This window comes from Desulfosediminicola flagellatus, from assembly GCF_005116655.2.
GTDB lineage: Bacteria > Desulfobacterota > Desulfobulbia > Desulfobulbales > Desulfocapsaceae > Desulfopila > Desulfopila flagellata.
In genome coordinates, this window is record NZ_CP050698.1 from 5,703,577 (window position 1) to 5,728,773 (window position 25,197).

Here is a 25,197-nt window from a genome sequence, read left to right on the forward strand (position 1 = left end):
AAATACTACCGCAACTCAGGGTGTTTCCTCTTTATCTTTAGATAAGAATTTTCAAGGAAACTATCAGATATTATACTACCTTTTTACTTGGAATTCTCTGGTCTGATCTAGGTTTCTGCATTTACACTGCCCCCTCTGCTCGTGCCGATATATGCTTTGCCACAGCCCGGATTGCATCGGCAGCCGAGCTGGTTATGCCGCCCGTATAGCCGGAACCTTCACCCAGCGGATAGAGATTTTCTATATTCTCTGATTCATAGTGATCATTGCGTGCTATCTTTACAGGAGATGAGGTGCGGGTTTCAACGCCAAGTAATATTGCCTGATCTGAAATAAAGAGCGGGACTTCCTGCTTCCATTTAGTAAATGCCACCTGCAGCTCGTCGGAAACAAATTTTGGCACAATATCTTTCATGTCAGCCTGAACCAGCCCCATCTGAAACGAACTCTCGTGTAAACCTGCCTCTGTAGCCTCGCCTAAAAAGCTCATAAGATTCTGGGCAGGGGCTTTCCAGTCGCGCCCGCCACTAATAAAAGCCTTTCGCTCAATCTCCTTCTGGAACTCAAGACCAGCTAACGGATCTGCTGATGGATAGTCGTGGGTATGGCAGCTTACAACCATTGCGGCATTCGAATATGGCAATGATCGTTGTGAATAACTCATGCCGTTTACAACCAGCAGCCCGTCTTCTGATGAAGCGTTTACCACCTCGCCTCCCGGACACATGCAGAAGGTATAGACACCTCGTTTAATTTCACGGTTGGTGTGATTTAACGAATATGTGGCCGCGCCTAATCCCGGATAGTTGTGATATTTATGACCATACCGCATGAGATCAATGGTCTCGGTGGGATGTTCTATCCGTACACCGACAGCTATAGGTTTCTGCTCGAGTGCCACACCTTTTTTATGCAACATTTCATATGTATCACGTGCTGAATGACCTGAAGCGAGGTAAATGCGTGTAGAAAGATATTCCTGCTCACCATTAATCACAACACCATGCGCTTTCCCGTTTGTGATAAGAATATCTGTCATTTTTGAGCTGTAATGGATTTCCCCACCACGCTCAAGAATGTAATTTCGTATATTGCGCACAATTACGCACAGCACATCAGTCCCTAGATGGGGCTTGGCGATATAGCCGATCTCTTTTGGTGCCCCGAATTTGATAAAGGTATCGAGAACCCGGCTAACAAAGGTCGTATTATTATTTCTTCTTGAGAAAAGCTTCCCATCCGAATAGGACCCCGCACCACCTTCACCGAACTGGATATTTGATTCTGTATTCAGCTTTCGCTTTCGAATAAACTCCTGAACATCTACATGGCGCTCCTCAATTTTTTTGCCGCGCTCAAAGATGATCGGTTTGATGCCATGTTCAATAAGCTCAAGCGCAGCAAACATTCCGGCAGGGCCAAATCCGATAATGATCGGTCTATCCCCTGCCGCAGCTTTTTTTCTCTCAACAATTGACGGTTCAATATATTCAGGAAACTTTTTTCTATTCTGATAGCTGGCAGGGACACGGACAACAACTGAGAGTTTATAATAGAACTGCTCGAAATTGCGCATGTCGAGAGCTTTACTCAACATTTTTTTAATCGAGATCTGCTCTTCACCTATCTTCAGCTCCGCCGAAGCAGCTTTATGGTATTCTGCCATCCCGTCATTTTCGATGGGGATACGCAAATTATTCAGTATTAAATCCAAAAAATGTTCCTCATAACTTTTATGATTACCACCGAAACTCAGCTACGTGAAGTGAGGAGTAACAGCTCAAAGCTACTGACTTCTTCTCAACTAAATGAAATTACTGGAATCTAAAATAGAGACCAATTGTCAATCTGCGACGCCTCACACCTCTCACGCTTTTCGCTTCTCTACTTTTTCTTTCGTGGCTGAACCTTTTTTCTCTGAGCCTTCAGCGATTGAGTAAACGAATCCACATTCTGAACTTTCCAGGCAACCGAGTTTGTAGAACCATCTTCTTCCTGAAAATTAATCTGGAGCAAAGGTGATGGGGCTGAAACATCTAAAAAGACTGTAGGGGTGACAATTCGTTTAATGCGTTTGAGCGGAATACAGAGCTCCATGCGGGGATGCAGTCGCAGAAAATACAATTCACTCTGAGCGAGAATAAGAACACCTTTGCCTCTGGTCTGTTTACCTTCAAACGACTCCATTCCCAGATAATGAGCCAGATTATCGTGGCATACTATTTCTTTGGAATCATATCTTCCGGCTAAAGTTTCGCGACATTCTTTACGAATTTTCCGCATTCGGGTAAAGACTACTGCCAATCCAATTATTAACGCAACGACAATAGCTATCCCAACATACAGCGTCAATACACTGCTCGACCAGTCTATCCCAGCTCCTGAAGCTCCAGCACCCATCTATGTCCACCTCGTGTTGTTAATTGTGTATCAAGCTGCCCGTATATACTTGGCTTAACAAAATATACGATATCAACGACAACCGATAGATAAAACTCTCTCAACGCCCCTGCCACCATTCGCTCTGTAAATATGATGTGTTAGTAGGAGATAGACGTGATATCGATGGACTATGACCCAAATTCGTTACGCAAAAGATACGGGGGCCTGGAGAATTACTATAATCAGTCCGCTGACGCCATCCTACAGGGCAGGCTGAGTTTGAATGGTAAGCAGATTAAATTCTGCGGGAAGTCTTCGTTCAGAAATTAACTATTTTGAATCATGACGATATTGTATTACTCTCAAACACGAGAATTTCAGAAAGCATTTGTTTGCAATTGAGCATAAACACCACCGAACCTGCAGCAATATTAAGGTTTGGTGATAATCAGAAACGTACTTGCTACGACTCAATAACACAATAAGGACTCACGAATGGATATTTCTAAAACAATTAAGGAATTGAAGCAACGACCTGAATTTCGCGATAATGTTGGAATGATACTCATCCACAACGGCGTGGTACGCAACTGGTCAAGAAAAGATCGTGCTGAAGTTGTGGCTCTTGAGGTTACACCTGATTTTGACAAGATCGAGGAAATTCGCCAGGAGTATATGCAACACGAAGGTATCTGGGAAATTGTAATCGAAGCGCACTCAGGTACATTTCAGCCGGGAGATGACCTCCTTTTTATTGTTGTAGCTGGCGATATCCGGGAAAATATTAAGCCTGTGCTCGCAGATCTGCTCGACAGAATCAAGTCTGAAGCAGTAACCAAGAAAGAGATCATGGTAGCATAACAGTTACCTGCAATACATTACCGATATCGGAGGCTCCTCAGCAATTTGCTGGGGGGCCTTTGTGTTCCTTACTATTCAACTTCGTATTATAAGTCGGATATTGCGATTCTGTTCGGCGTATTTACAAGCCCACTTCACCGAATACACTATTATTCTCGCGTTCATTCTTTCTCAACCACCTGGCTGGAGCTCGAAATATGCGTATTTTTATTATGCCACTTCAGCACCGCTGACGGCTCAGATTGAAATATTGCAAGAGCAACTGGGCATGGTACCTATTGAAAGTGTTGCATTGTGAAGATATGAGTTAATACCCCTAATATTCTGGTTGTATACTTAGAGATCAGTTCACGCAAGACCTGCTATTAAAGCAATTCAGCTATTTTTTATACCACTTATTATAATCTGCAGAAACCTCTCTTAACTACAGCAATTTATTCCACCCACATACAATTCCCGTCTAAAGAGTACAGACATAACATAGGTATAGTCCATCAAAAAACGTTGCAGATGACAAAACGAACGGTTAGGATATACGGAACATTTGCAGGAAAGTGGGCGGCAGAATGTTATTGTGTTCGAAAATTTATCCGATTTTCTTTTTTTTTACACTTGTCGACGAGTGAGCGCTCGGTTGTGTTTTTTTTACAACCAGAGCGATCATTACAAAGACAACTAGCCTACAAGGAGATACCTGGTGCAAAACGCAAGTGTGAACAAGAGTATCCTGACCCCTGTCGAATTTCTGACCAGAAGTGCCTTTGTATATCCTGAAAAAACTGCTGTTGTGTATAAGGACAAACGTTATACATATAGGGAGTTTTCCGAGCGGGTTTATCGTCTGGCCAATGCACTCAAACAACGCGGTATCGGCAAAGGTGATAAAGTCGCCTTTATTTGTCCGAATACTCCACCGATGCTCGAAGCCCATTATGCTGTACCAATGATCGGCGCAGCACTGGTAAGTGTAAACATACGCCTCTCCCGCGGTGAGGTATCCTACATTGTCGACCATTCTGACGCCAAAGCGGTTGTTGTCGACAGTGAATTCGCCCCTATGGTGCAATCCAGTGAGCTTCCGAAAGTCCAGACCTATGTCACTGTATGCGATATAGATGATCGAATCTCTATTGAAAACAGCTTGGAGTACGAGAGCTTTCTTGCCTCAGCATCACCGGAAGCACCACCCACCGACATAGACTCAGAAGACCAGTTACTGGCAATCAATTATACCAGCGGAACAACGGGCAAACCTAAAGGTGTTATGTATCATCACCGCGGTGCCTATCTGAATGCTATCGGTGAAATCCTGGAAGCAGGTATTACAGCAAAATCATCGTATCTCTGGACGCTGCCGATGTTTCATTGCAATGGCTGGTGCTTTACCTGGGGCGTTACAGCAGCAGGTGCAACCCATGTCTGTCTTCGCGCTGTAATTGCAGACGATATATACAGATTAATTGAGGATGAACATGTCACCCATCTCTGCGCAGCGCCGACAATCCTGATAATCATGTCGAGCTGGCCGGGAGCTGCTGACGTGAAGTTTAAAACTCCACTGCAGATTATGACAGCAGGAGCACCTCCCGCACCGACAATCATCAGCAATATGGAAAAAATTGGTGCCAAAATCACGCATACCTATGGCCTCACTGAAGTGTACGGCCCGCACAGCGTCTGTACATGGCAACCAAGCTGGGAGGGTAAATCTGATGCAGAGCTCGCCTCTATCAAGTCTCGACAGGGCGTACCCTATATCGTAACACATTATATGGATGTTGTAGATCCCGCTACCATGGAACCTGTCCCGAGGGATGGCGAAACAATGGGTGAGATCGTTATGCGAGGCAACAACGTTATGACAGGGTATTACAAAGATCCAGCGGCTACCGAAGCGGCGTTTGCCGGTGGCTGGTTCCATAGTGGAGATCTGGCGGTCATGCATGAAGATGGCTATGTACAGATAATGGATCGTAAAAAAGACATTATCATCAGCGGTGGCGAGAACATCTCAACAGTCGAGGTGGAAAATGTGATTTATGGTCACCCTGATGTGCAGGAAGTCGCTGTCATCCCTGTGCCCGATGAACGCTGGGGTGAAGTTCCCAAGGCATTTATCGTTCCCAAGCCTGGCAAAAACCCGACAGCCGAAGATATCATCGCTTACACAAAAGAGCATCTGGCACGATTTAAGGCACCAAAATATATAGAATTTAGTGAACTGCCAAAGACAGCTACTGGCAAGATTCAAAAGTTTAAGTTGAGAGAAAAAGAGTGGCAAGGAAAGAAGCGAATAAATTAATATTCCCGTTTCTCTAATTACGTGGAGGGGGGAAGGACCCGGCATCGCTAATCATCGCGATGCTGGGTTTTTGTCATTTGCTTTTATGTTTTGTTTACTCAATACGAATTACAGGTATTTTTACGTCTATTTTTTTCCAGTGATGTTCTTCCTTGTCAGGGCCGACCTGAACCGAACGTGTCCCAAGTACCAATAATCCACCGCTCAAAGTATTGGAAGAGAGGGCCTCACCTGCCCATAACCACGCCCAGGTCATGAGTAATGGCAATAGCTAATGCATTAAATTAACTTCGCCAGAACGTAACCTCAAAGCTTGCAGCCGATAGGAATCTAACCCCTACACCCTTAATCGTTAATACCTAAGTACCTCTTGAGGATTGCACCTTTATGTTTTAGTATTGCGTATTGACATTCCACTGAACCATCCGGAATTACACAACTGTCTGGTGATTTTATGTTTCGGCTTACACCTTACCTGCTTCTTTTTATCATCCTTACAGTATCACCGGCTCTATCAAACGTGATCACAGGTAAAGTCGTGAGCGTTTCAGAAGGCGATACAATCACCATTCTCGACCAATACAACATCGTGCACACGGTCCGCCTGTACGGCGTAGATAGCCCTGAAATTGGACAGGCTTTCGGTAACTCTGCAAAGCAATACACATCAAGCCAGACAACAGGTAAAAGGGCAAATGTCACACCGTACGATACTGACACCTATGGAAGGACTGTAGGCGTAGCGGATGTCAGTGGCCTGAATATTAACAGGAGTCTCATAGAAGCTGGTTACGCATGGCAATACAGAGCACATTGCAAAGAGTCATTCTGCACTGAGTGGCTGCAGCTTGAAAGAGAAGCCAGGGTTTCAATGAGAGGATTGTGGAACTTTGCAGGCGATCCTGTCCCGCCCTGGGAATGGAAAAACCTCAAACAGGAATGATATCAACACTACTGCGTCCGCATCAGCGGATCTATCACCAAAATTAGAGATAAAGGATTACATCATGCCGTATCTGATTGGTATTACCTGCCTCTGGGCATTTTCTTTCAGTCTCATCGGAGTCTATCTGGCCGGACAGGTCGATTCCTATTTTGCTGTGCTGACCAGAGTTGTCCTGGCGGCGCTGGTGTTTTTACCGATGTTGCGTCGCATCCCTTTTGCGCTTGCTGCAAAGCTGATGGCGCTTGGCGCTATCCAGCTCGGCCTGATGTATGTCTTCTATTATCGTTCCTTTTTACTCCTGAGTGTACCTGAGGTGCTAATCTTCACAATACTTACTCCGGTCTATGTCACCCTGATTCATGACCTGATGCAAGGCCGTTTCAGTTACCGCTATCTGGTGAGTGCAGTGCTCGCTGTGATCGGTGCAGCAATAATCCGCTATAATGGTATCGGTTCACAAGTGCTGGTTGGCTTTTTCGTGGTACAGGGAGCCAATATCTGCTTTGCCATGGGCCAGGTCGGATACAAGATAGTAATAGAACGAAACCCGCTGGATGTACCGCAAAGAGCTGTTTTTGGATACTTTTATCTTGGAGCACTCGTGGTAGCTACTCTTGCCTGGTTCCTCTTCGGTAATTCCGCCAAACTCCCCACGACCGGACTGCAATGGGGGATTCTTGTATACCTTGGAGTGATAGCATCCGGGCTTGGCTATTTCCTCTGGAATAAGGGTGCAACCCTTGTTGATGCAGGTACTCTCGCCATCATGAATAACGCTCTGGTACCTGCAGGCCTGATCGTCAACCTGCTTATCTGGAACCGTGACGCCAATCTGCTACGGCTAAGTGTCGGTGGAGCTGTATTGCTACTCTCCCTTTTCGTACATAATTACTGGAGCAAGGCTAAGTCAGTAGCCGTTGCCTGACGCATTTACTTCGCTCTGTCTGTAATTTTGGCTAAGAAACTAACACTTATCTTAAGGTAACATTATGAAAAAGGTGCGTTGGGGTATTTTGAGTACAGCCAATATTGGCGTGAAAAAAGTCATCCCCGCCATGCAGAAAAGCAGCTATTGCGACATAGTTGCAATAGCGTCGCAAAATGCCAAGAAGGCCCGGGCCGCTGCTGATCAGCTCGGTATCCCTCACGCCTATAGCACCTACGAAGAACTTCTTGCAGATACTGAGGTAGAGGCTGTCTATATTCCGCTGCCAAATCATCTTCATGTCGACTGGTGTATAAAGGCGCTGGAGGCTGGCAAGCATGTGTTGTGCGAAAAGCCGATCAGCCTCACTTCTGCTGATGCACAGAGGCTGTTGGATGTTTCAAAAAACTACCCGGATTATAAACTGATGGAAGCGTTTATGTACCGTCAGCACCCTCAATGGAAAAAGGCGCTGCAGCTCGTTGATGATGGGGAGATCGGAACCTTGCAGACTATCCAGTCGTTTTTTTCCTACTATAATGTTGACTCGACAAACATTCGTAATATCGCTGAAGCCGGTGGCGGCGGCTTGATGGATATTGGCTGCTATTGCATCTCCCTTTCGAGGTTTATCTTCGGTACTGAGCCCCAACGAGTTTTTGGTGCGATGCAATATGATTCAACGTTCAAGACAGATTACCTCACTTCCGGCATTCTTGATTTCGCTAATGGCACGTCTACCTTTACCTGTTCCACCCAATTAGCCCCCTATCAACGGGTCAATATACTCGGTACAAAGGGCCGAATAGAAATTGAGATACCATTTAATGCCCCTCCGGATGCCCCTTGTCGTTTATGGCTTCAGCGAGGCAGTGAAACTCAGGAGATCATTTTTGATATCTGTGATCAATACACTCTTCAGGCGGATGCGTTTTCACTGGCGGTGTTGAACAACACGGATGTGCCTGTTTCACTGGAGGATGCCATTTGCAATATGCAGGTTATTGAAAATATAGTGAACAGCGCCCAGCGCGGGACATGGGTATAGCGGCCTTAAAGCTGACGCTGCCTGAACTGATGAAAAAAGCGCGTTCTCTTTTTTTGTGTTACCTACCGCTATGCTGCCGGGCAAGTACTTCGAGCATCTTGGCGATACCGACTCCAAGAGAATAGAGCGCATCAATTCCCATATTGCGTTCGGCCGTGTCATCAAAGAAGAGGTTGAGTGAAGACTCCATACCTTCTTCAGGTTTCCAGTAACAGATCAGCATAGGCACTAGCGGGAAAGGCGAAAGTATGAGTGCGATATCAGCATCAAACTGTTTGGCGATCTGTCTGCCACTGAAGATATGCACCAGATCTTCAAAGAGATCGGAATAGTTATCGGCAGTTTTCTTCAAAATCAGTTCGCATTGCTGGCCGAAAAGGCGATACCAGTCCTTGCCGCTGGGTAACTCCCGTAACGGCACCCAATTACCTGAAAGCGGTACACCCTGACAAAGATTGATATAGCTGAGTGAAGTACCAAGCAGCCAGTGATTTGCATGCAGATCAGTGAAAACATCTTCCTGATTATTGATCGAAAACTTCTTGCCCATAATATTGAGGGAAAGCTTATTATCTGCGTACGTAGCACCAATTTTCTTTGCCCGCTCTTCAAGGTCAAGTTCCCGCAACATGGATTTCATCTTCTCCATGTTCCGCATGAAGTCTTCTTCCTGAATGGATCGTATTTTCTCCTGAGAGCTATACTTCTGTGCTATATCTGCCGGGACATGTGGACACTGGCCAAGCTGCTTTTGCCCTAGAAACACATTACCAGCAAAAGCCAGGCATGTTTTGTCCCCACAATCGCGGCAGTTTGTCTTTGGTAAAAGTCGGAAAACTTCCATAGCATTGCTGAATGTGGACATAAAGCCTCCTGAACTGATGAAAAATGCAGGTAAATACAATTTCAACTACACGATCTTTTTTACAGTCATCTTCTATTGAAATTTTATACTATACTGGAACTGTAAACACATCGCCTGAATGGGGGATTTATATCATTTCCCGTACATCCATCAAGTGAAGATATGGCTACATTACCCGGCCAACTATAATCTCTTGAAAAAAAGCACATACGCATGAATCTCCAATGACCATTTCACAAAGCTCTATACTACCAGATTACCCTGACATTTTTTCAAGCATAGAGATTATTCAGGTGGGTCCGACCGGCTATATTGGCCCTGTCGACAGAGAGAGATGTTATAGTGCAAAATTCAGTCTGCAGAAGAGTATTGCGTCACTTTTTCCATACATCAACGCTGTTGTCGAAGGTGCGCGCTACAGTTCGACCCCGGCGTTCATCAGATTTACATATGAAGAGCATCTTTGCCTGCTCTATGGTCATGAAGGTTCTTTCACTCCTGTCGCCGATTATGGTGACGCTACAGAATTTCTAAAACTGTTGCTGGAATTTCTGGAAAAGATCAAAAAGCAATCATGTGAGATCCTGCCTGATCATAGAACCTATTCACCAACATCTCCAATCGAGATCCTCAGGTTACTGCCGAAAAGCAATTGTCGGGAGTGCGGCTATACTACCTGCCTCGCATTTGCTGCTGCTGTCTCAAGGCAATATTCCTCAACCGCCCGCTGTCCGTATTTTGCAAAACCGCTTGAAGAGCGATCGATATTTCCGCTGATCGATAAAGATGGGAACACAACCGGGACAGTATCCCTTTCAATCGACACCCGAACACTTCATCAGCAGGTGAGCGAACAGGATGACTATATTCAAGCCTTACAGGCAAAGCTGAAAGTCCTTGAAGAAGGACGAGCCAGAAACATCGAAGAGAGTAACCAGAGGCTGGAGTCACCGCTTACCACCAGAGAGATTGAGGTATTGACCATGCTTGGAGGTGGTTCCACTAATAAGGAAATCTCTGTACGGCTATTTATCTCTGAACATACCGTTAAAACACATGTAGCTCATATATTTGACAAACTTGGAGTTAATGACCGCACCCAGGCTTCAGTCTGGGCCGTAAAAAATGGTTTACTCTAGTGTCCGACAATGCTCTTTTCACCCATATCTTCGTTAAACTCGAAAAATTATCCTCCGATTAGCGAGGAACGAGACATCGAGATATTAACTATATGCCTCCGGTAATTTTGCGATTTTGCCTTGATCTGAGCGAAAATCCCTATTGTCGGCCCCCCTCCTAGGTGTACATTAATATCTCATAAACATCAGCTCATGACTATTCAAACAACCACATACCATCTAACCGAAGTCATTCGACAATCTCTCCATCCACATCAAGTATGCAGTACATCCATATTCACTGCACATTCTGTAATTAAAGACAGATAGTCAACATATAACATAGATCGCTCACTCAACCGGAAGGTATCCCCGTTCTGCTGCTTTTACTATTGAAGAGCATGAAATAAACATGTTGAAAGGAGTGGCAAAACACCTACCATAAGCCAGGTATAATAGCAGAAATCACAAGGTTTTTTTGAAATGAGATGTGTAATATCAAAATTGCGGAAGAGTATCTTTGGTCCTTTACCTGAAGAATGTCAACCTATTAGTGATAAAAATCAGGCAGATGTAACAGTCTCCCTTACCAGTTATCCACCAAGGTTTCCTACATTACATAGAGTGATTGAGAGTATCTTGAAACAATCGCTCTCACCTGCACGCATATGTTTGTGGATAGCAGATCAGGACATGGAGTTTCTACCTAAAAAAGTACGGGCGTTAGAGAAATTCGGTCTTGAAATACACTCAATTCCTGATTTCAAGTCCTATAACAAAATCATCCACTGCTACACGATGTACCCGAATAGTATTATTGTAACGGGCGATGATGACATGATTTATCCCACTCATTGGCTACGACTTCTTTATGCATACCATCTACACAATCCAGAAACGATTATTTGCCACAGGGCAAGATATGTAACGTTTCAACCCAATGGAGATACCAATCCGTATTGGTTGTGGCCGAACCTGGACCGCGAGATTGAATCTTCCCTGGTTTTTCCGCTAGGTGTCGGAGGCGTGTTGTATCCTGCCAACTGTTTTCATGAGGATTTTGCCAAAAACGAAATTTTCATGGACCTCTGCAAGTACGGAGATGATATATGGCTCAAAACCATGACTCTGTTGAAAGCTATTCCATGCAAAAAAATCCATTACTATCCGAAATTCTTTAAGCATGTAAGGAATTCGCAAAAGGTTACGTTGAAGCAAACCAATTTAGATTTCGGAAATGACGAGCAGATTCGTGAGGTATTCGCGAAGTATGATGTTTTGAAAATACTCCAGGGCAGAATTGAATTATAACGTTACTGCCAGATAGAGCGAGTCTGTAATCATCACTCCACGCCTAACACATTCCGCCCTCGCGAACGCAGATAAATTCGCAATTTTCCAAACCCTATTGCATTCAACAATCATCCCACCTCACAATTGCACATTCCATCCATTCTCCCTGCACATTCTGTTCGTAAAGATAGAGAAGTCGAGTTGATGGATTGCTCAATTCAATCAGAAGGCAATTCCTGTTCTGCAACTTCTTGTATTACTGCGCATGAAATGCGCAATTATTTGTAACTATTCAGTCAAGACCTAATACGTACCCTTTTTTGCAGGCCGTAACTGTTTAGCAGTGCTCCAGATGGCCTCAAGCGGGACGATTGGCTATAGTATGCCTATGCGAAGCGTCCCGATCGGGGGCAGGTGGGGTGCTGCTGAATAGTTACAATTACTTTTTGTAAACGGTGAACCTTATGTCTACTCCCCCTATAATTCTGCTTGGAATCATCACCTGTAAACGCCCGAATCTCCTTACTGAACTCCTGGAAAGTATTATTGTCCAATCAATATTCTCAACTCCTGTAAAGGTCGAGACAGTCATTATAGATAATGATGATGAACAGAGCGGACGACCTGTGTTTAACGAGTTCGTAGAAAAATTCCCCTGCAAACTCGAATATCTTTCTGAAATACAAAGAGGCATTCCTTATGCTCGAAATCGAGTGATAGATGCCGCCATTGCCAGCGATGCACAATATATCGTCTTTATTGATGATGACGAAACCGCAGCACCAGACTGGTTGCTCGCCCTTCATACTATTATTACCACCAATAACGTTGACGCCGTGCAAGGCCAGGTAATAAGTCTTCTACCAGAAAAAAACACCCCGCGATGGGCAACTATGGCTAAGCGTAAGGCTTGGAATAAGAAAGAAGGGCAACCCAGAAAAGGAATGTCCACCAACAATGTTATTTTCTCATCCTCTCTCGTTACTGACAAAGGCTTGAGATTTGATGAACGATTCGCTCTTTCCGGTGGTAGCGATATCGATTTTTTCAATCGTTCTGCCGAGACAGGCAGTAAACATATCTGGACCAACACGGCAACGGTTTACGAAAAAATACCGCATACCAGGCTCACCGTACAATGGCAGTTTCAACGACTTTTCAGGGTTGGAGCCGCAACTACACATATGTCGGTACAACAAAAAGGATATGCGTACACCCTCATGCGCTACTTCCCTAAAATAGTATCACGATTGATTCTGGGCCCACTTCTGCTCATTTCTGTAGGAATTGTCTCCAGCAAAGCATTTCTTACCTCAATTCACTGGACAGGTTCAGCAATAGGATTGGTCCTTGGCTTTTTTGGAATCCTCGGCAAAGAGTATCAGACAATTCATGGTAATTGAAAGAAAATATGTATAAACAGAAATACAGGTTGTTGAGAAAATTTGGCGTCAGGCAGAAAAATATTACCAAACATGATCTTGCGACCTGTTCTGAAAAAAAATTCTTCTTTATTCATGTACCAAAGACAGCCGGGAAAAGCCTCCGTCTTTCTCTGTTTGGTCAGGCAAATGGAGCACGTCATTGCAGCGCACTTCACATAAAGAGATGTTACCCTCATTTATGGAGTGATTCTTTCACATTCTGCTTTGTTCGCAACCCGTATGATCGGTTGTACTCTGCCTACAAATATTTAAACAGTGGAGGAAATTCACAAAATAATGACCTCCAGTTTAAATCCAGAATATTGTGTAATGTTAACAGCTTTGAAGAATTTGTTTGCGACTGGCTGACGAGTGACAGGGTTTACGCTTACACGCATTTTATCCCGCAATATGAATTTATATATCAGAACGATGAATGCCTGGTCGACCACATAGGAAAATTTGAAAATCTTGAAGAAGAGTATGAAGTTGTTCGTGATAAATTGAACTTACCTGATCGCTTGATGCACCTAAATCGTTCAGAGCAAAAAGCAAAAACAGCTATTTCCGATGTCTACTCATCTGCTATGGCCAGAAAAGTTGAGGAAATATATCGTAAGGATTTCATGCTATTGGGATACCGGCAAACCCTTGAGGATTGCTAAAGACAGTATAAGCCTTTCAGTTTCAGGCAATTAATCATGTTTCTTTTTCTCTCCTCACTCCTCACTACGTTTCGATAATAACCACCTTCTTTCATTCATTTACTACATTATGATCTGTCATCACTACAAATGCGTTTTTATCCATATCCCTAAAAATGCAGGACAAAGCATTGAACATGTCTTTCTAAAATCACTCGGTTTAACGTGGGAAACCCGTGCCTCGTTACTCCTCAGAGAGAATGGCCATCCAGCTTTAGGGCCTCCACGATTGGCCCACCTCAAAGCGCAAGATTACGTCGGCTGTAACTATCTGAGTCAGGAGTTATTTGATACATATTATAGATTTACTTTTGTCAGAAATCCCTGGAGCCGCGTAGTCTCTTTGTATAAATATTTAGGATATAGCCGCAGACTTTCCTTTAAGGACTTTTTAAAGGATACATTTCTACACGGCATACTCCCCAATATGTATTGGTTTGTGTGTCCTCAAAGTGAACTCATTTACTCTGAAGATGGTGAATTGCTGGTTGACTACATAGGCAGATTTGAAACCTTGCAATCCGATTTTGACCAAATATGCATGCATATCGGATTTCCCCAAACACCCTTACCTCATATCAACATTTCCAGAGAAAAAAGAGATACCCAAAACTTTCTGCAAAGAGGTGGAACTGCAATCATGAACAGATTGAGAAAAGCTGATTCATTCCCCAGTTATGCCTCATATTGCGACTATTATGATCAGGAAACATTTGATATCGTAGCTGATATTTACCAAAAAGATATCGACAACTTCAAGTATTCTTTTCGGTCTCTTCCCTAATTATGCTTCACTTTCGAAACTGGATGACACCTGGCAAATACACAGGAAAACATCCATGTAATTAATACGTCTATATTGTAGGAGTAACCTCACTATTTCCCCTTCAACAATATGGTCTCATTCCGATAATTTGCTATCTTTTGCCTTTCAAAGAAACGCATACAACAACGACAAAACAATGACTTAACATTTTACACAAGCTCTATATCCATGCTAGAATCAAGTAGGCAGTAAGTGATTAACGGGGGTAAAAATGGAAACGATCAGTGTTTGCATGGCAATGATTTTAATCGCCTCGTATTGCAAGGGCAGAGCTCTTGCGGCAACAGTCATACGCTCATATGCATCAACCTTAACCTTAGCAGAAAACGTAAACTCCTTTTTTGCTGCCAGCCCGATAAGCGACAATACCTGGATCCTCACACGTAGCATCTCTACATCATCACATACTCTTCCTGAACCCACAGCCCATGTTCATCTTCAGAACCCGGCCTTCAGCTATTGCATGGGTATACAGGAAATACAGATACGTATTTAGAACGAAACTGCCTTCTCAGGCGGCCAATATCTCCAGTCTTTTCTTTAAGCAGTGAACTACCGGCACAGCCCTTCATTCTGGGGTTCTATCAACATGTCACCACTAAGAAAAAAGGAGAATTCTATGGAATTGATACTTACAAAAACCCTGGATTTACCCCAACATCCTGATGGATTAGTGATAACCGGCAACTCTGTATGGATTTCAGGTGGCAAAAACGGAAAATTAGAACGATACAAAAAAAGTGCATCCCCTGAAGTTATGGCAGACAAAAGCATCTCGGAAATATCCGGGGCAGATGGCGGAATTACCAGGCACGGGAATACATTCTATGCGGCAACAGCAAAGGAGAGGATTCTGTCAAGAATTGATCCGGCAACGGGTTTAAAGGAAGATATTTTAGATTTAAAAACACTCCACGGCGGCAACTATAGCGGAGGAATCCGGGCTAGAAACAGTATTGTCAATGACCTTGCGTGGCACGCTGACACACTCTGGGTCGCAGTTGAAGCCGGCTATTCAAGCTGTATTCTTCAGATAGACGTCGATAATAAAAAAATTCTTCAGGGATTCTGGTCTCCAGGCCCTAAACCAATGGGATTGGATTTCGATGTTGACGGTAAGCGCCTTTGGGTAGTTGAGGGCCGCAGCAACAGCCTGGTCGATCTTGACACAAAAGGAAAATGGCTCGGTACAGAGGCAAAAATCCCGATCTCAGCAGTGCGCAGTCTGAGTATAGACCATAATAATAATTTTTGGACCGCCGATGCACACGATGCACGTATTTACTGCATAAAAAAGGAGGACTAGATCATGGGTCAACGTTACGCAGTTCTTATATCATCTACAGCCTCACCTTTTATGAATGAGTTTTTCTTTGACGTCGTAAATATGCGCCAAACGCTTTTAAATTACGACTTCAACGCTAACAACATTTTTGTTCTTTATGGGAACGGTACTGACTACTCCCATCCATCATTCCCCGCAGCTAAATACAACCCAGCCCCGCCCATCACAAATTTGGCAGCAACAATTACCAATGTCCAGCAAATATTCACCGACCTTTCTGCAGGCACCAACGGCTTCCCGCAAGTGACCAATCAGGATTTGCTCTTTGTCTACACCTTCGACCACGGTGATGATCAAGACTCTATGTTCAACGCGATCAGCACTCTTTGCCTTAATGACGGCAAGATGCGTGCAGATGATTTTGCCACAGCTGTCGATCAGATCAATTATGCATATAGAATTTTCTGCATGCAGCAATGCTTCAGCGGAGGATTTATCCCCCATCTGACCAATGCACGCACTGTCATTCTCACAGCGGCAGCTGATGATGAAGTTGCATACCCCACTGATACTGAAAGGGAGATTATCTCTGACCCGACTCTCGGCAATGTTACCTACCCTCATGGTGAGTTCAATTGGCATTTATTTGCAGCACTCGACGGCCAGACCCTGACGGGAACCCCGGTTAATGCCGACGATGATGCAAACACATTCCTGACTATGCGTGAAGTGTTTGATTACATAGAGGGTATCGAGTCGTCATCAGAAACACCCCAATACGATGATGGCAATCGTGAGCTGGGCGAGCGATTGCATTTGAACTTTGCCGATCTGTGCATGCGTGACAATCTTTCCGATGTGGGCATAGAACCCACCACTGGCAGCAGCATTTGCAGAAGTCCGGATATCTGTCATTTCAGAAATCAACTACTGGACCCCGGAGCCGCATTGCTCACTCCAGCCGCCCTCAGCCAGGACACCCATTTTGAAGATATTGAAAAAGGGCAGAGCAACTGGATATATCTGCGTATTCGCAACAGAGGATACACACCGGGCAATGCAAATGTAGACCTCTACTGGACACGACCATCCACCCTGCCGACCCCTGCAAGCTGGACAAGTATAGGTTCCGTACCCGTCCCGGTAGTCCCGGTTGATGAAACCATAGTAGCCGGGCCACTGGAATGGCCATCGGATCAACTCCCTGATTCTAAACATTGTTGCTTTATAGGTATTTTATCCAATGCCCAGGATCCAGCCCCGGACCTGAGCTCGATCACAGATTCAACAAGTTTCAGACAATTAATCAGAGAAAACAACAATGTGGTCTGGAAAAATTTTGATGTAGAAGACATGTTCGGTGGTGGCTTCGCCCATGTAGAATTTCAGATTCAGGGATGGCCCAGGGTTCATTGTATCAGCGATCTGGAGCTCGACCTGAGTGAACTACCCGATGGCTGTAAAGCGAGTATGAAAATCGTTAAACGTATTACACAAAATTCCACGCTTGTGAATATGCAGCCTATGGATGAAAGTGCCCTGTACGTTCAATTCAAGCTTGGCAAAGACCCATTGAGCGCTATTCGTCATATGGAACTTAAACCCAGTGACAATACAGAAGCGATCCTCTTTATAGAACTTCCTGAGGATGCACCGGACGGTGTCTATGACTTCTGGATTCGGCAGCTGGTCGATGGGCGTGAAGTAGGTCGTATCTCGCGGCGCATTGCCATCGGTGATCATCCGTATGTCGGCAACCGTAACACCAAAGAATTGCATATTAATGGCAAATGCAATTGGATACGGAAAATGAGCTCAACAAATCGAGTAGCTTTCCGCGACATAGAACGTGCAATTCATCAGGGCTATAACGGCTGCGCGACCTGCATGCCTGAGATAGATACTGATTGATTCGAAAATCAGCATAGTAGTATGTGTTTTTGACATTCCCGCGTGATGTTTCCCCCACACAGCGAGGGCGCAACCCTCATTCGATGATTGCGCCCTTCCCGGCCTGAGTTTGCTGAATACTCTCATGACCAGTCCCTTCGCTATGCTCCAGTAATCCGTGTTAAACTGTAAAACCTCACGTGTTATATCACTTAAGCCATTTCTAAAGCTTCTCATTCAAAATTTACGAGTCAATAGGTTTGGCAATGTAGTCGTTCATGCCAGCCTTCAGAAAGAAAGAGAAACTACCCGGTTCCTCCCCTGTTCCTTTGCCAGATATAGGGCTTTATCTGCCATATGGATCAAATCATCGGGCGAGAATTCATCGTCCGGAACTCTACCAGCAACACCCAGGCTCAAGGTAACAACGTCACTGTTGAAAGATGCACGATGTGGGATTGCTAAATCCTCTATTGAAGCCCTCATCCTCTCAGCTACCAGCAACGCATTTTCTACCGGGGTTTCCGGCAGAAGAACGATGAACTCTTCACCGCCATACCGTGCTACACAATCGACTGGGAGCCGTGCATTATTTTCAAGTGATTTGGCAACCTGTTGCAAACAGGCATCTCCGCACTGATGGCCGTACATATCGTTAAAATTTTTGAAGCCATCTATATCGCACATGATAACAGATAACACCTCACCATTTCGTTGTTGCCTTTTCCACTCCCCGGCAAAGACCTCATTGAAATGTCGCCGGTTCGGGATAAGAGTAAGAGGGTCCAGTCGTGCCAGTTTATTCAGCTCATCATTTGCCAGTTTAAGCCGCTCTTCGATAACGGACCTTTTCCTGATTTCACTCTTCAAATCTTCTATAAACAGATCAAGCTGTTGAGTCTGATTCTCGGTTTTCTCCAACATAAGGTTGAAACCATGGGCCAGGACACCAATTTCATCCTTCGAGTAAATATCTGCACGCACAGTGTAATCGGATTTATCATGTACTTTTTGTATCACAGCCTCCAGTCCCGACAACGGTTTTAATATCACACGATTTACAAAGTATCCAAGAGCAACAGCGGCCCCTCCGCCGACTAAAAGTATAAGAACTAATGCGTAGTATATTGACATGAGCCCAGCTTTGGTGATTTCCCGAGGAAAGATCACATGGATGCATATGGCAGGTCGATCGAGAAAATCCTTGATAATGGTATGAACAACCATGCTGTCATTATCAATTTTTTCAAAGAAATATTCTGCATTCTTATCCACCTTGACTCTGGCGCCATTAAGTGGTCGTGTTTTTCCAGAAATATCTATGTTATCCATAGAGAAATCGACGCGGGTCTGGTTTCGAATTCTCTCCACAGATGTATCACCAAGCAATCGCCCCATAATCAGGACACCATGGGAGGGTCCCTGCCGACTGCTTTTCAGTATCTGGCGTGCAGCAACAAGTAAAGGGCCTCTTGAGCTTAAAACGATACCTCTGTTCCCACGTTCATATGGCAAACTCCCATCATCAGGAAAGTTGAGAAGAAAGGTTTTCAATTCAGGATTAGCAAGTATCGGTTCAGGAGTGATATCTTTCTCATTCTCAAGGTCATATCCGCCCTCCCAAACTACGCTTCCGGACGCATCAACCAGAATAATAAGGTTCAGTCCTCCTGATGAGAATGATTCGGATTCAAGATTTGACTGCTCAAATTCACTATCAATGGTTTCGATATATTCGTAGGTATCATCCCAAAATGCCCAATCCTTACAATATGTATCCAGATGTTCGATTTCATTGCTGATAGCTCCCCTTACCCTTTCCAGATTTTCTATAGCCGCAGCCTCTTCAAGAACTGTGTATGTGGGAAAAATGATAAAACGATGAATGGCATAGTCCGCCACCAGAAAGGAAACAGTTAGCACAATCAGAAATGTTATTACTTTGGCGCGTAGTTTCATATTTTTCTAACAGACAGAATTGTATTAGCGGGAATCAGTACACATCTCGGTCCCCATTCCCGTAGACTGCTTTCTCCGAGTAATACGTTTTTTATCATTTATGTAGTTGGCTCTGCTTAATGATAGCGTCAGACTCAAGCGAGATGGTAGAAATAACTTTGCATGAAGCAATTACCTCATACCCCATAAAGGTAAAGGACAGGCAATTGCCGTGTTTTTTTTGTAGGAAACCAATGGAGTGCATGAACAAGCAACCACATGTTATATATATGATTATCCGTTAATAAATTATTTTCGCATGGCTATTTTGGCATTTATCAAAAACGTTAGACTCTATTGAAACACGCCTCAAAGAAAAGAAGACGGATAATTTTTTAGTACGATTTATCCATTTCAAACATCCCAAATACAGAAGGGTGCAACCATCATATGATGGTTGCACCCTTCTGTATTTGGTGAAGACTTCCGGGAACAGCAGAGACGAAGTTGCTCTACAGGTTGTTTTTTCTTCCTGAAGAAATTCCTATTCCCGGACAGCCTTCCAGGCTGTGACTATCTCTTTTCTCATTGACATGGATTCAATCAATCAGCGCTTCCCGCCCTTCTGCTCATCACAGGAAACTGTCTGCAGATTTGGACATGTTATCACATCTTCGAGACCATCCCACCCACCCAAGTAGGGTAGCAGTCGCTCATCGGTAAACCCCTGGATATGCATGCTGTCTATACGAATCAGCGGGCGTCGGATCAATATTGGAGATTCAATCATCATTTGCGTTGCTTCAGCGAAACTCAATCCTGCCGGATCAATTTCACCATTCTTGATTGCAGGAGCAGTACCGTTCATTATCTCAATAGCGGATTTTCCTTCAATAAACGGCAAGAGTGTTTCTTCTGTCCAGGGATAGGTAAGAATATTCACACACCGTAATGTGTGCCCAGCCTGGCGTAGAATATGTTTCTGTTTTTCACCATTGATACAACCAGGTTTTTCAAAATATTCTATCTCCATACACTCTCCTCTTTCTTTTACTCAGTCTATAGTTACAGGTCGTGCATGCCGCCACTCCAACTGCAGGCACCGCAATAGAACCGTAACGGGTCAATAGTCAGATATATTTCATCAAACGCCTGACCGGGAACAGTAATCAGTTCACTGCTGTCGCTCACATGAAAAACAATTTTTTCATCACTTCGTGCTGAAACAAAATAGGTAGTCCCACAAGACGGACAAATACGGTAATCCACACATTCACCTTAAATTAATACTCTTATACCAAACTAATGTTCACCTTCTACAATAAGCCGAAGAACATCTCCAAACTGACAATTCATAAAAGACAGAGAGTTAAATTCGAATATCTGGGTACTGTTTTTCGGCTTATGTTGCTACTCTTCTTTTGCTCCGTACGTCCGAAGCGATTGTATGCCCGCCCAATCATAGTAACTATTAATTGTCTGCCCACCTTCTTCCTCAGTTATCCGGACAAAACTATCTCCGAGGAATACGACTGCTTTCTCAAATATCTTCCCTTCATTGACCTGCAGTGAGACACCTTTGCGAAGTTTTCTCGACAAGGTCCCGTGTACAGGCATAGAGGCGTATTCAAATATCTTTTCCCACGTTTCTTTCATAAATTACTTCTCCTCAAGGTATCAGGAAAATTCGAATCCAACTCTCTTGATACACTCAAAGCAATTCCTGTTCCAGCCATATCAGACCATAAATATAGCTCAACATATCGTTTACATACCGCAGCATACGATGTCCAGCCATACAAGACGATCCGAAATAAACGAGCTACCAAAAAACATTCACTCCTGCAAAAAGGTAAAGAAGCAACAGTTTTGTAGCAAACGTGTCGTGCGATTGGTAATTCAGAGTAATAACAGGAGATAGGGTGGACTATTTAAAAAACAGGAGATTAAACCCAAAGACAAGGCCTCAATATGTTGTAAATCGGCTTATCAACTCTGTCGTGAAACATCCACTGTTACCGACAGATTGTGGGTTCCACCTCCCATCACCACCCCTTTTACCGGTGACACATCACTGTAATCACGTCCCCAGGCCACAGTGACGTACGTTTCATTTGCAAGATGGTTATTTGTAGGATCTAAATCCACCCAACCAAAATCAGGTAAGAAAATCGAAATCCAGGCATGAGATGCATCTGCTCCAACGAGTTTCTGTTTTCCCGGCGGAGGTATTGTCTCCAGGTACCCACTCACATATCTGGCTGCCAATCCAAGCACACGCAAACAGCTTATTGCCACGAGGGCAAAGTCCTGGCAAACTCCTTTCCTGTTTATTAGCGCCTGCTCAACAGTCGTTTCAACATTACTTGCCAATTTGTCGTAGGTGAATTCCGTATAAATTCTTTGAATAAGATCAATTGCACCAGTGAGTACCGGAGTTCCAGGAGTAAATGATGGTGCAACATACTTAAAGGAAGCGGGTAGAAGAGGCACCAGTGGACTTGCAAAAGTAAACTGCTGCGCCTCAAGGTCTAACGATTCTTTGTGTTCAGCCAGCCGTTTAACAACATCCTCCCATGGCATCGTAGAACCGGGTTCAGGGGTGACAGGTGTTGAAGTCTTCACGAGATTAGTCGCGGTGATAGCCAGTTCATTGTGTGGATTCTGAACCATGAAAACGTGAGCAGTATTGCCAAAATAATCTGTCCGCTTGTGGATATGCTGTGGCTGGGGATCAATACGCAATTGGCTTTCCAAGACCTCCTGCGACGGAGTTCGTCGAGGTGACAGGAAAAGTTCATTTTGTGAAAGAGACGCCGGGGCTGAATATTTGTAACCGGTTGTATGTGTAACACGATAGATCATAAGATCTGATTACCTGGGGAAATAGCAAAATGAGGCGTTGAAGGAACCCGGGTGAGATAGTGAGCACTCACCTCCTGGCCCAGTTCTTTGAGCTTTCGTTCGGTGTGTATTAAAAATTCGATCACTTTTTCTATTTCAGAGGATGTAACTCCGCACTCTATCCTCGTCAAATCCAGCAGACGAATCCCCGTTAAGAGGTCCAGAGCACAACACTCCTCCTTACTTGAAAATCTCTTTTCGTTTTTCCGGGGAAGTTGCTCAACATGCGATGAAATCTGGTTAAACTGGAATGCCAAAGATTTAGGGTTTCCTTCATCTGCGAGGAGAAGGTCGAGAACTGGAGCTAACTGGAATGAAGATCGGTATCTCCCCCTATACGTCATTAAACTGTCGCAGATCTCAAGCAAGGCCTGAAGAGTATCATGAGAATCATTGCAGATATGAGGAATGGCAAGACGAATAAGTACAGCCTGATTCATAGCTCGCTCCAACCTGCGTCCCATGTCCATAAAGCTCCACCCCAGGCCACGGGTCATGCTCTCCATCGCCAGACCACTAAAGGCGCTTAGAGTAAATACTATCTCATCCAGCAGTTCAACCGGATCGTTAGTGGTATTCTCTCTAAAGTTTTCCATTCGATTAAGAATTCGAGTGCAATCAATAGAAAGCCGGTCACGGACATTTCTTGCAGTTTCCTGCACGCGTCTCAGGATGGTAACAACACTCTCGGAACTATCCTTTCGGTAAAGCGCGTCATGGAGATGTTGTGCCAGGTCAAGTTCGTTGACGTCAACACCTTCTACGGAAGCTGGAAATACATGTTTTGCCTGCAGGATGTGGAGGAGAAGCTTTAACTCAGGCACATTTTCCGGTTTATCCTCTCCAGACAAACGCCTGAAGGTTGAACGTAAAATTCTGACTAACCCTTCTGCTCGCTCAAGGTAACGTCCTAACCAGAGAAGATTGTCCGCAACTCTATTGGGAAGATCGCTCGTTCGCTTAAATTCAGGAATAGATGTCATGCCAGACATTAAGCTGATAAGTTCAACCGGCTCATCTGAGAGAATCCAGATGTCTTTACTTTTTTGTTTCTCCGGGCTCTGCAGTATAAGGGTTTCGCTATTGTCGGCAGTAATTGCCAAGCCACCGGGCATAACAGAAAATCCGTTTTCTGTCGCACATGCAAAGACGCGAATCATGTTAAAACAACGTGCCACACCAGAACCGTCCCATGCCGGGCTCACAGAGGGAGTAAGCGCCGATGAAGCTATATATTCTGAAGGTGCTGACTGTATGTCGGCGAGAAAATCAGCTGATTGCTTAAAGCTGCCGGACCTCTCCATTGCTGAGTTGATTGTGAGTTGAGCCACATTACTCAAGACATAATCCAGAGAGTTTCTATTGCCACACCACCAGGTTGAGTGATTTTGTAGCAACAACTCCTCGCCGAGCAAATCTCTGCATAAATGCGGCAGGAAAGTCTGTAGCGCAGGAGTCTCAATAAACCCGGAACCAATTGGATTGACAATATCGACATTTTGTTCACGACATACCTGCAGAAGACCAGCGACCCCTTTTGTCTCCCTTCGACGAAATGCAAATGGATCACTGATCTGGTCATCAACATGTCGAAATATGGCCTCCACCGGCTCAAGATCGGCAAGCTTTTTTAGGAATACTTTCCCATTACGGACGGTAAGATCCTGTCCCTCAACGAGAGGATAACCTAGATATCTCGACAGTAAGGCATGCTCGAAATAAATATTACTATCCGGACCCGGAGAAAATAGAACAATACCCGGATCACTTTTCCGAAGAGATGATCGTTCGATGAAAGCCCTATGAAATGTTTGAAAAAATGATGCCAGTCGACGAATTTGAGTTTTGTGATATAGACCTGAAAACACTCGCGAAGTGACAAGCCTGTTTTCCAGTGCATAGCCAAGACCGGCAGGGTTCATACCATAGTCCCGGAAGACTCGAAACTGTCCGTCTTCCCCCCTGTATAAATCTGCAGCATAAAATGTCAGGTAGCGGTTTCCGGATGGCTGGATGCCGTAACATTCATGGAGAAAATTGGGATTTGCGTAAATCAGTTCTGAAGGAAGGTTGCCATTTTTTAACAGAAGTTGAGCACCGTATGTATCTCTCAGCACTTCTTCGAGAAGCCCCATCCGCTGTTTTACTCCCGCCTCAATCTGTGTCCATTCTTTTGCGGCAATGGGCAGAGGAATCATATCCAGAGCCCAGGATGTGGTTTGCTCTGTCAGGTCATCGTAGGGGTTAATTGTTGCACCATCTTCATGACGCATGCGTTTGGCGCGTTCATAATCTGACTCCAGTTGAGCCCTGCCTCTCTGGTCCAGGGTTTCAAGGAGTGATTGCCAATGAAGTCTGGGTAATCCCTGAGAATCAAATGCCTCGCAATACGAGCCGGGTGGGCATACGTTTGTCTCGAAAATAGATGGGAAGGTCTTTACTGATGCGGATGAACTGTCAGAGACTGGGTTGCTCATATATTTGCT

Annotated in this window: 23 protein-coding genes; 12 read left to right on the forward strand and 11 right to left on the reverse strand. The window is 44.4% G+C overall.

Annotated features, from left to right (window positions below):
• Positions 1-121 precede the first annotated feature (121 nt).
• A complete protein-coding gene (locus FCL46_RS23610) occupies positions 122-1,714 on the reverse strand; it encodes an NAD(P)/FAD-dependent oxidoreductase (RefSeq protein WP_136809629.1) in 1,593 nt (530 codons plus the stop codon).
• A gap of 170 nt (positions 1,715-1,884) precedes the next feature.
• Positions 1,885-2,400 carry a hypothetical protein gene (locus FCL46_RS23615; RefSeq protein ID WP_136809630.1) on the reverse strand — a complete coding sequence of 172 codons (516 nt, stop codon included), beginning with the start codon at positions 2,398-2,400 and terminating at the stop codon, positions 1,885-1,887.
• Positions 2,401-2,877: 477 nt separating this feature from the next.
• On the opposite strand from FCL46_RS23615, the gene FCL46_RS23620 reads away from it, so the two are divergent.
• The gene (locus FCL46_RS23620; RefSeq protein ID WP_136809631.1) at positions 2,878-3,243 is read left to right on the forward strand and encodes a molybdenum cofactor biosynthesis protein MoaE; all 366 of its coding nucleotides are present in this window, start codon (positions 2,878-2,880) and stop codon (positions 3,241-3,243) included.
• A gap of 697 nt (positions 3,244-3,940) precedes the next feature.
• On the forward strand, positions 3,941-5,545 hold the full coding sequence (locus FCL46_RS23625) for a long-chain-fatty-acid--CoA ligase (protein WP_136809632.1): 1,605 nt from the start codon (positions 3,941-3,943) through the stop codon (positions 5,543-5,545).
• A 94-nt stretch (positions 5,546-5,639) separates the two neighbouring features.
• On the opposite strand, the gene FCL46_RS23630 is transcribed toward FCL46_RS23625, so the two are convergent.
• Complete coding sequence (locus FCL46_RS23630) at positions 5,640-5,813, reverse strand: hypothetical protein (protein WP_153307142.1); 174 nt, start codon at positions 5,811-5,813, stop codon at positions 5,640-5,642.
• A 186-nt stretch (positions 5,814-5,999) separates the two neighbouring features.
• On the opposite strand from FCL46_RS23630, the gene FCL46_RS23635 reads away from it, so the two are divergent.
• The 3 genes from FCL46_RS23635 to FCL46_RS23645 all read left to right on the forward strand — a co-directional run bounded on the left by FCL46_RS23635 (position 6,000) and on the right by FCL46_RS23645 (position 8,464).
• Positions 6,000-6,488 (forward strand): thermonuclease family protein, encoded by a 489-nt coding sequence (locus FCL46_RS23635; protein ID WP_136809633.1) that lies wholly within the window; start codon positions 6,000-6,002, stop codon positions 6,486-6,488.
• Between the two features lie 64 nt (positions 6,489-6,552).
• Positions 6,553-7,416 (forward strand): carboxylate/amino acid/amine transporter, encoded by an 864-nt coding sequence (locus tag FCL46_RS23640; protein WP_136809634.1) that lies wholly within the window; start codon positions 6,553-6,555, stop codon positions 7,414-7,416.
• A gap of 64 nt (positions 7,417-7,480) precedes the next feature.
• Positions 7,481-8,464: a Gfo/Idh/MocA family protein gene (locus FCL46_RS23645; protein ID WP_136809635.1), complete on the forward strand. Its 984-nt coding sequence runs from the start codon at positions 7,481-7,483 to the stop codon at positions 8,462-8,464.
• Positions 8,465-8,522: 58 nt separating this feature from the next.
• Here the strand turns inward: FCL46_RS23645 and FCL46_RS23650 are convergent, their stop codons facing one another.
• Positions 8,523-9,329, reverse strand: a complete 807-nt coding sequence (locus FCL46_RS23650; RefSeq protein ID WP_136809636.1) for a DUF3786 domain-containing protein — start codon at positions 9,327-9,329, stop codon at positions 8,523-8,525.
• Positions 9,330-9,553: 224 nt separating this feature from the next.
• Between FCL46_RS23650 and FCL46_RS28605 the strand changes: the two genes are divergently transcribed.
• The 5 genes from FCL46_RS28605 (at position 9,554) to FCL46_RS23675 (ending at position 14,652) form a co-directional block, all read left to right on the forward strand.
• A complete protein-coding gene (locus FCL46_RS28605) occupies positions 9,554-10,468 on the forward strand; it encodes a LuxR C-terminal-related transcriptional regulator (protein WP_136809637.1) in 915 nt (304 codons plus the stop codon).
• A 672-nt stretch (positions 10,469-11,140) separates the two neighbouring features.
• Positions 11,141-11,758: a hypothetical protein gene (locus FCL46_RS23660; RefSeq protein WP_217909508.1), complete on the forward strand. Its 618-nt coding sequence runs from the start codon at positions 11,141-11,143 to the stop codon at positions 11,756-11,758.
• 446 nt (positions 11,759-12,204) lie between these two features.
• Positions 12,205-13,143 (forward strand): glycosyltransferase family 2 protein, encoded by a 939-nt coding sequence (locus tag FCL46_RS23665; RefSeq protein ID WP_136809639.1) that lies wholly within the window; start codon positions 12,205-12,207, stop codon positions 13,141-13,143.
• Positions 13,144-13,151: 8 nt separating this feature from the next.
• Positions 13,152-13,829 carry a sulfotransferase family 2 domain-containing protein gene (locus tag FCL46_RS23670; protein WP_136809640.1) on the forward strand — a complete coding sequence of 226 codons (678 nt, stop codon included), beginning with the start codon at positions 13,152-13,154 and terminating at the stop codon, positions 13,827-13,829.
• A gap of 109 nt (positions 13,830-13,938) precedes the next feature.
• Complete coding sequence (locus FCL46_RS23675) at positions 13,939-14,652, forward strand: sulfotransferase family 2 domain-containing protein (protein WP_136809641.1); 714 nt, start codon at positions 13,939-13,941, stop codon at positions 14,650-14,652.
• 219 nt (positions 14,653-14,871) lie between these two features.
• Here the strand turns inward: FCL46_RS23675 and FCL46_RS23680 are convergent, their stop codons facing one another.
• Complete coding sequence (locus FCL46_RS23680) at positions 14,872-15,084, reverse strand: hypothetical protein (RefSeq protein WP_136809642.1); 213 nt, start codon at positions 15,082-15,084, stop codon at positions 14,872-14,874.
• A gap of 229 nt (positions 15,085-15,313) precedes the next feature.
• Between FCL46_RS23680 and FCL46_RS23685 the strand changes: the two genes are divergently transcribed.
• Both FCL46_RS23685 and FCL46_RS23690 read left to right on the forward strand, forming a co-directional pair.
• The gene (locus FCL46_RS23685) at positions 15,314-16,000 is read left to right on the forward strand and encodes an NHL repeat-containing protein (RefSeq protein WP_136809643.1); all 687 of its coding nucleotides are present in this window, start codon (positions 15,314-15,316) and stop codon (positions 15,998-16,000) included.
• Between the two features lie 3 nt (positions 16,001-16,003).
• Positions 16,004-17,890: a C13 family peptidase gene (locus FCL46_RS23690; protein ID WP_136809644.1), complete on the forward strand. Its 1,887-nt coding sequence runs from the start codon at positions 16,004-16,006 to the stop codon at positions 17,888-17,890.
• Between the two features lie 267 nt (positions 17,891-18,157).
• On the opposite strand, the gene FCL46_RS23695 is transcribed toward FCL46_RS23690, so the two are convergent.
• The 6 genes from FCL46_RS23695 to FCL46_RS23720 all read right to left on the reverse strand — a co-directional run bounded on the left by FCL46_RS23695 (position 18,158) and on the right by FCL46_RS23720 (position 25,188).
• Positions 18,158-19,828, reverse strand: coding sequence for a sensor domain-containing diguanylate cyclase (locus tag FCL46_RS23695; RefSeq protein ID WP_136809645.1), 1,671 nt, complete (start codon positions 19,826-19,828; stop codon positions 18,158-18,160).
• Positions 19,829-20,414: 586 nt separating this feature from the next.
• Complete coding sequence (locus FCL46_RS23700) at positions 20,415-20,840, reverse strand: ArsC/Spx/MgsR family protein (protein WP_136809646.1); 426 nt, start codon at positions 20,838-20,840, stop codon at positions 20,415-20,417.
• A gap of 32 nt (positions 20,841-20,872) precedes the next feature.
• Positions 20,873-21,076: a hypothetical protein gene (locus tag FCL46_RS23705; protein ID WP_136809647.1), complete on the reverse strand. Its 204-nt coding sequence runs from the start codon at positions 21,074-21,076 to the stop codon at positions 20,873-20,875.
• Between the two features lie 141 nt (positions 21,077-21,217).
• On the reverse strand, positions 21,218-21,463 hold the full coding sequence (locus FCL46_RS23710) for a hypothetical protein (protein WP_136809648.1): 246 nt from the start codon (positions 21,461-21,463) through the stop codon (positions 21,218-21,220).
• A gap of 333 nt (positions 21,464-21,796) precedes the next feature.
• Positions 21,797-22,672, reverse strand: a complete 876-nt coding sequence (locus FCL46_RS23715) for a transglutaminase family protein (protein ID WP_136809649.1) — start codon at positions 22,670-22,672, stop codon at positions 21,797-21,799.
• On the reverse strand, positions 22,669-25,188 hold the full coding sequence (locus FCL46_RS23720; RefSeq protein ID WP_136809650.1) for a circularly permuted type 2 ATP-grasp protein: 2,520 nt from the start codon (positions 25,186-25,188) through the stop codon (positions 22,669-22,671). Before FCL46_RS23720 ends, FCL46_RS23715 begins: the two co-directional genes overlap by 4 nt.
• Positions 25,189-25,197 lie beyond the last annotated feature (9 nt).

Excerpts from the sequence above, each read along its gene's own strand:
- FCL46_RS23635 (WP_136809633.1), top strand. The coding sequence starts at position 6,000 with ATGTTTCGGCTTACACCTTACCTGCTTCTTTTTATCATCCTTACAGTA.
- FCL46_RS23640 (WP_136809634.1), top strand. The coding sequence starts at position 6,553 with ATGCCGTATCTGATTGGTATTACCTGCCTCTGGGCATTTTCTTTCAGT.
- FCL46_RS23690 (WP_136809644.1), top strand. The coding sequence starts at position 16,004 with ATGGGTCAACGTTACGCAGTTCTTATATCATCTACAGCCTCACCTTTT.
- FCL46_RS23645 (WP_136809635.1), top strand. The coding sequence starts at position 7,481 with ATGAAAAAGGTGCGTTGGGGTATTTTGAGTACAGCCAATATTGGCGTG.
- FCL46_RS23620 (WP_136809631.1), top strand. The coding sequence starts at position 2,878 with ATGGATATTTCTAAAACAATTAAGGAATTGAAGCAACGACCTGAATTT.
- FCL46_RS23685 (WP_136809643.1), top strand. The coding sequence starts at position 15,314 with ATGGAATTGATACTTACAAAAACCCTGGATTTACCCCAACATCCTGAT.
- FCL46_RS23720 (WP_136809650.1), bottom strand. The coding sequence starts at position 25,188 with ATGAGCAACCCAGTCTCTGACAGTTCATCCGCATCAGTAAAGACCTTC.
- FCL46_RS23665 (WP_136809639.1), top strand. The coding sequence starts at position 12,205 with ATGTCTACTCCCCCTATAATTCTGCTTGGAATCATCACCTGTAAACGC.
- FCL46_RS23700 (WP_136809646.1), bottom strand. The coding sequence starts at position 20,840 with ATGGAGATAGAATATTTTGAAAAACCTGGTTGTATCAATGGTGAAAAA.
- FCL46_RS23715 (WP_136809649.1), bottom strand. The coding sequence starts at position 22,672 with ATGATCTATCGTGTTACACATACAACCGGTTACAAATATTCAGCCCCG.
- FCL46_RS23710 (WP_136809648.1), bottom strand. The coding sequence starts at position 21,463 with ATGAAAGAAACGTGGGAAAAGATATTTGAATACGCCTCTATGCCTGTA.
- FCL46_RS23615 (WP_136809630.1), bottom strand. The coding sequence starts at position 2,400 with ATGGGTGCTGGAGCTTCAGGAGCTGGGATAGACTGGTCGAGCAGTGTA.
- FCL46_RS28605 (WP_136809637.1), top strand. The coding sequence starts at position 9,554 with ATGACCATTTCACAAAGCTCTATACTACCAGATTACCCTGACATTTTT.
- FCL46_RS23675 (WP_136809641.1), top strand. The coding sequence starts at position 13,939 with ATGATCTGTCATCACTACAAATGCGTTTTTATCCATATCCCTAAAAAT.
- FCL46_RS23680 (WP_136809642.1), bottom strand. The coding sequence starts at position 15,084 with ATGCTACGTGTGAGGATCCAGGTATTGTCGCTTATCGGGCTGGCAGCA.
- FCL46_RS23650 (WP_136809636.1), bottom strand. The coding sequence starts at position 9,329 with ATGTCCACATTCAGCAATGCTATGGAAGTTTTCCGACTTTTACCAAAG.
- FCL46_RS23695 (WP_136809645.1), bottom strand. The coding sequence starts at position 19,828 with ATGAAACTACGCGCCAAAGTAATAACATTTCTGATTGTGCTAACTGTT.
- FCL46_RS23670 (WP_136809640.1), top strand. The coding sequence starts at position 13,152 with ATGTATAAACAGAAATACAGGTTGTTGAGAAAATTTGGCGTCAGGCAG.
- FCL46_RS23660 (WP_217909508.1), top strand. The coding sequence starts at position 11,141 with ATGGAGTTTCTACCTAAAAAAGTACGGGCGTTAGAGAAATTCGGTCTT.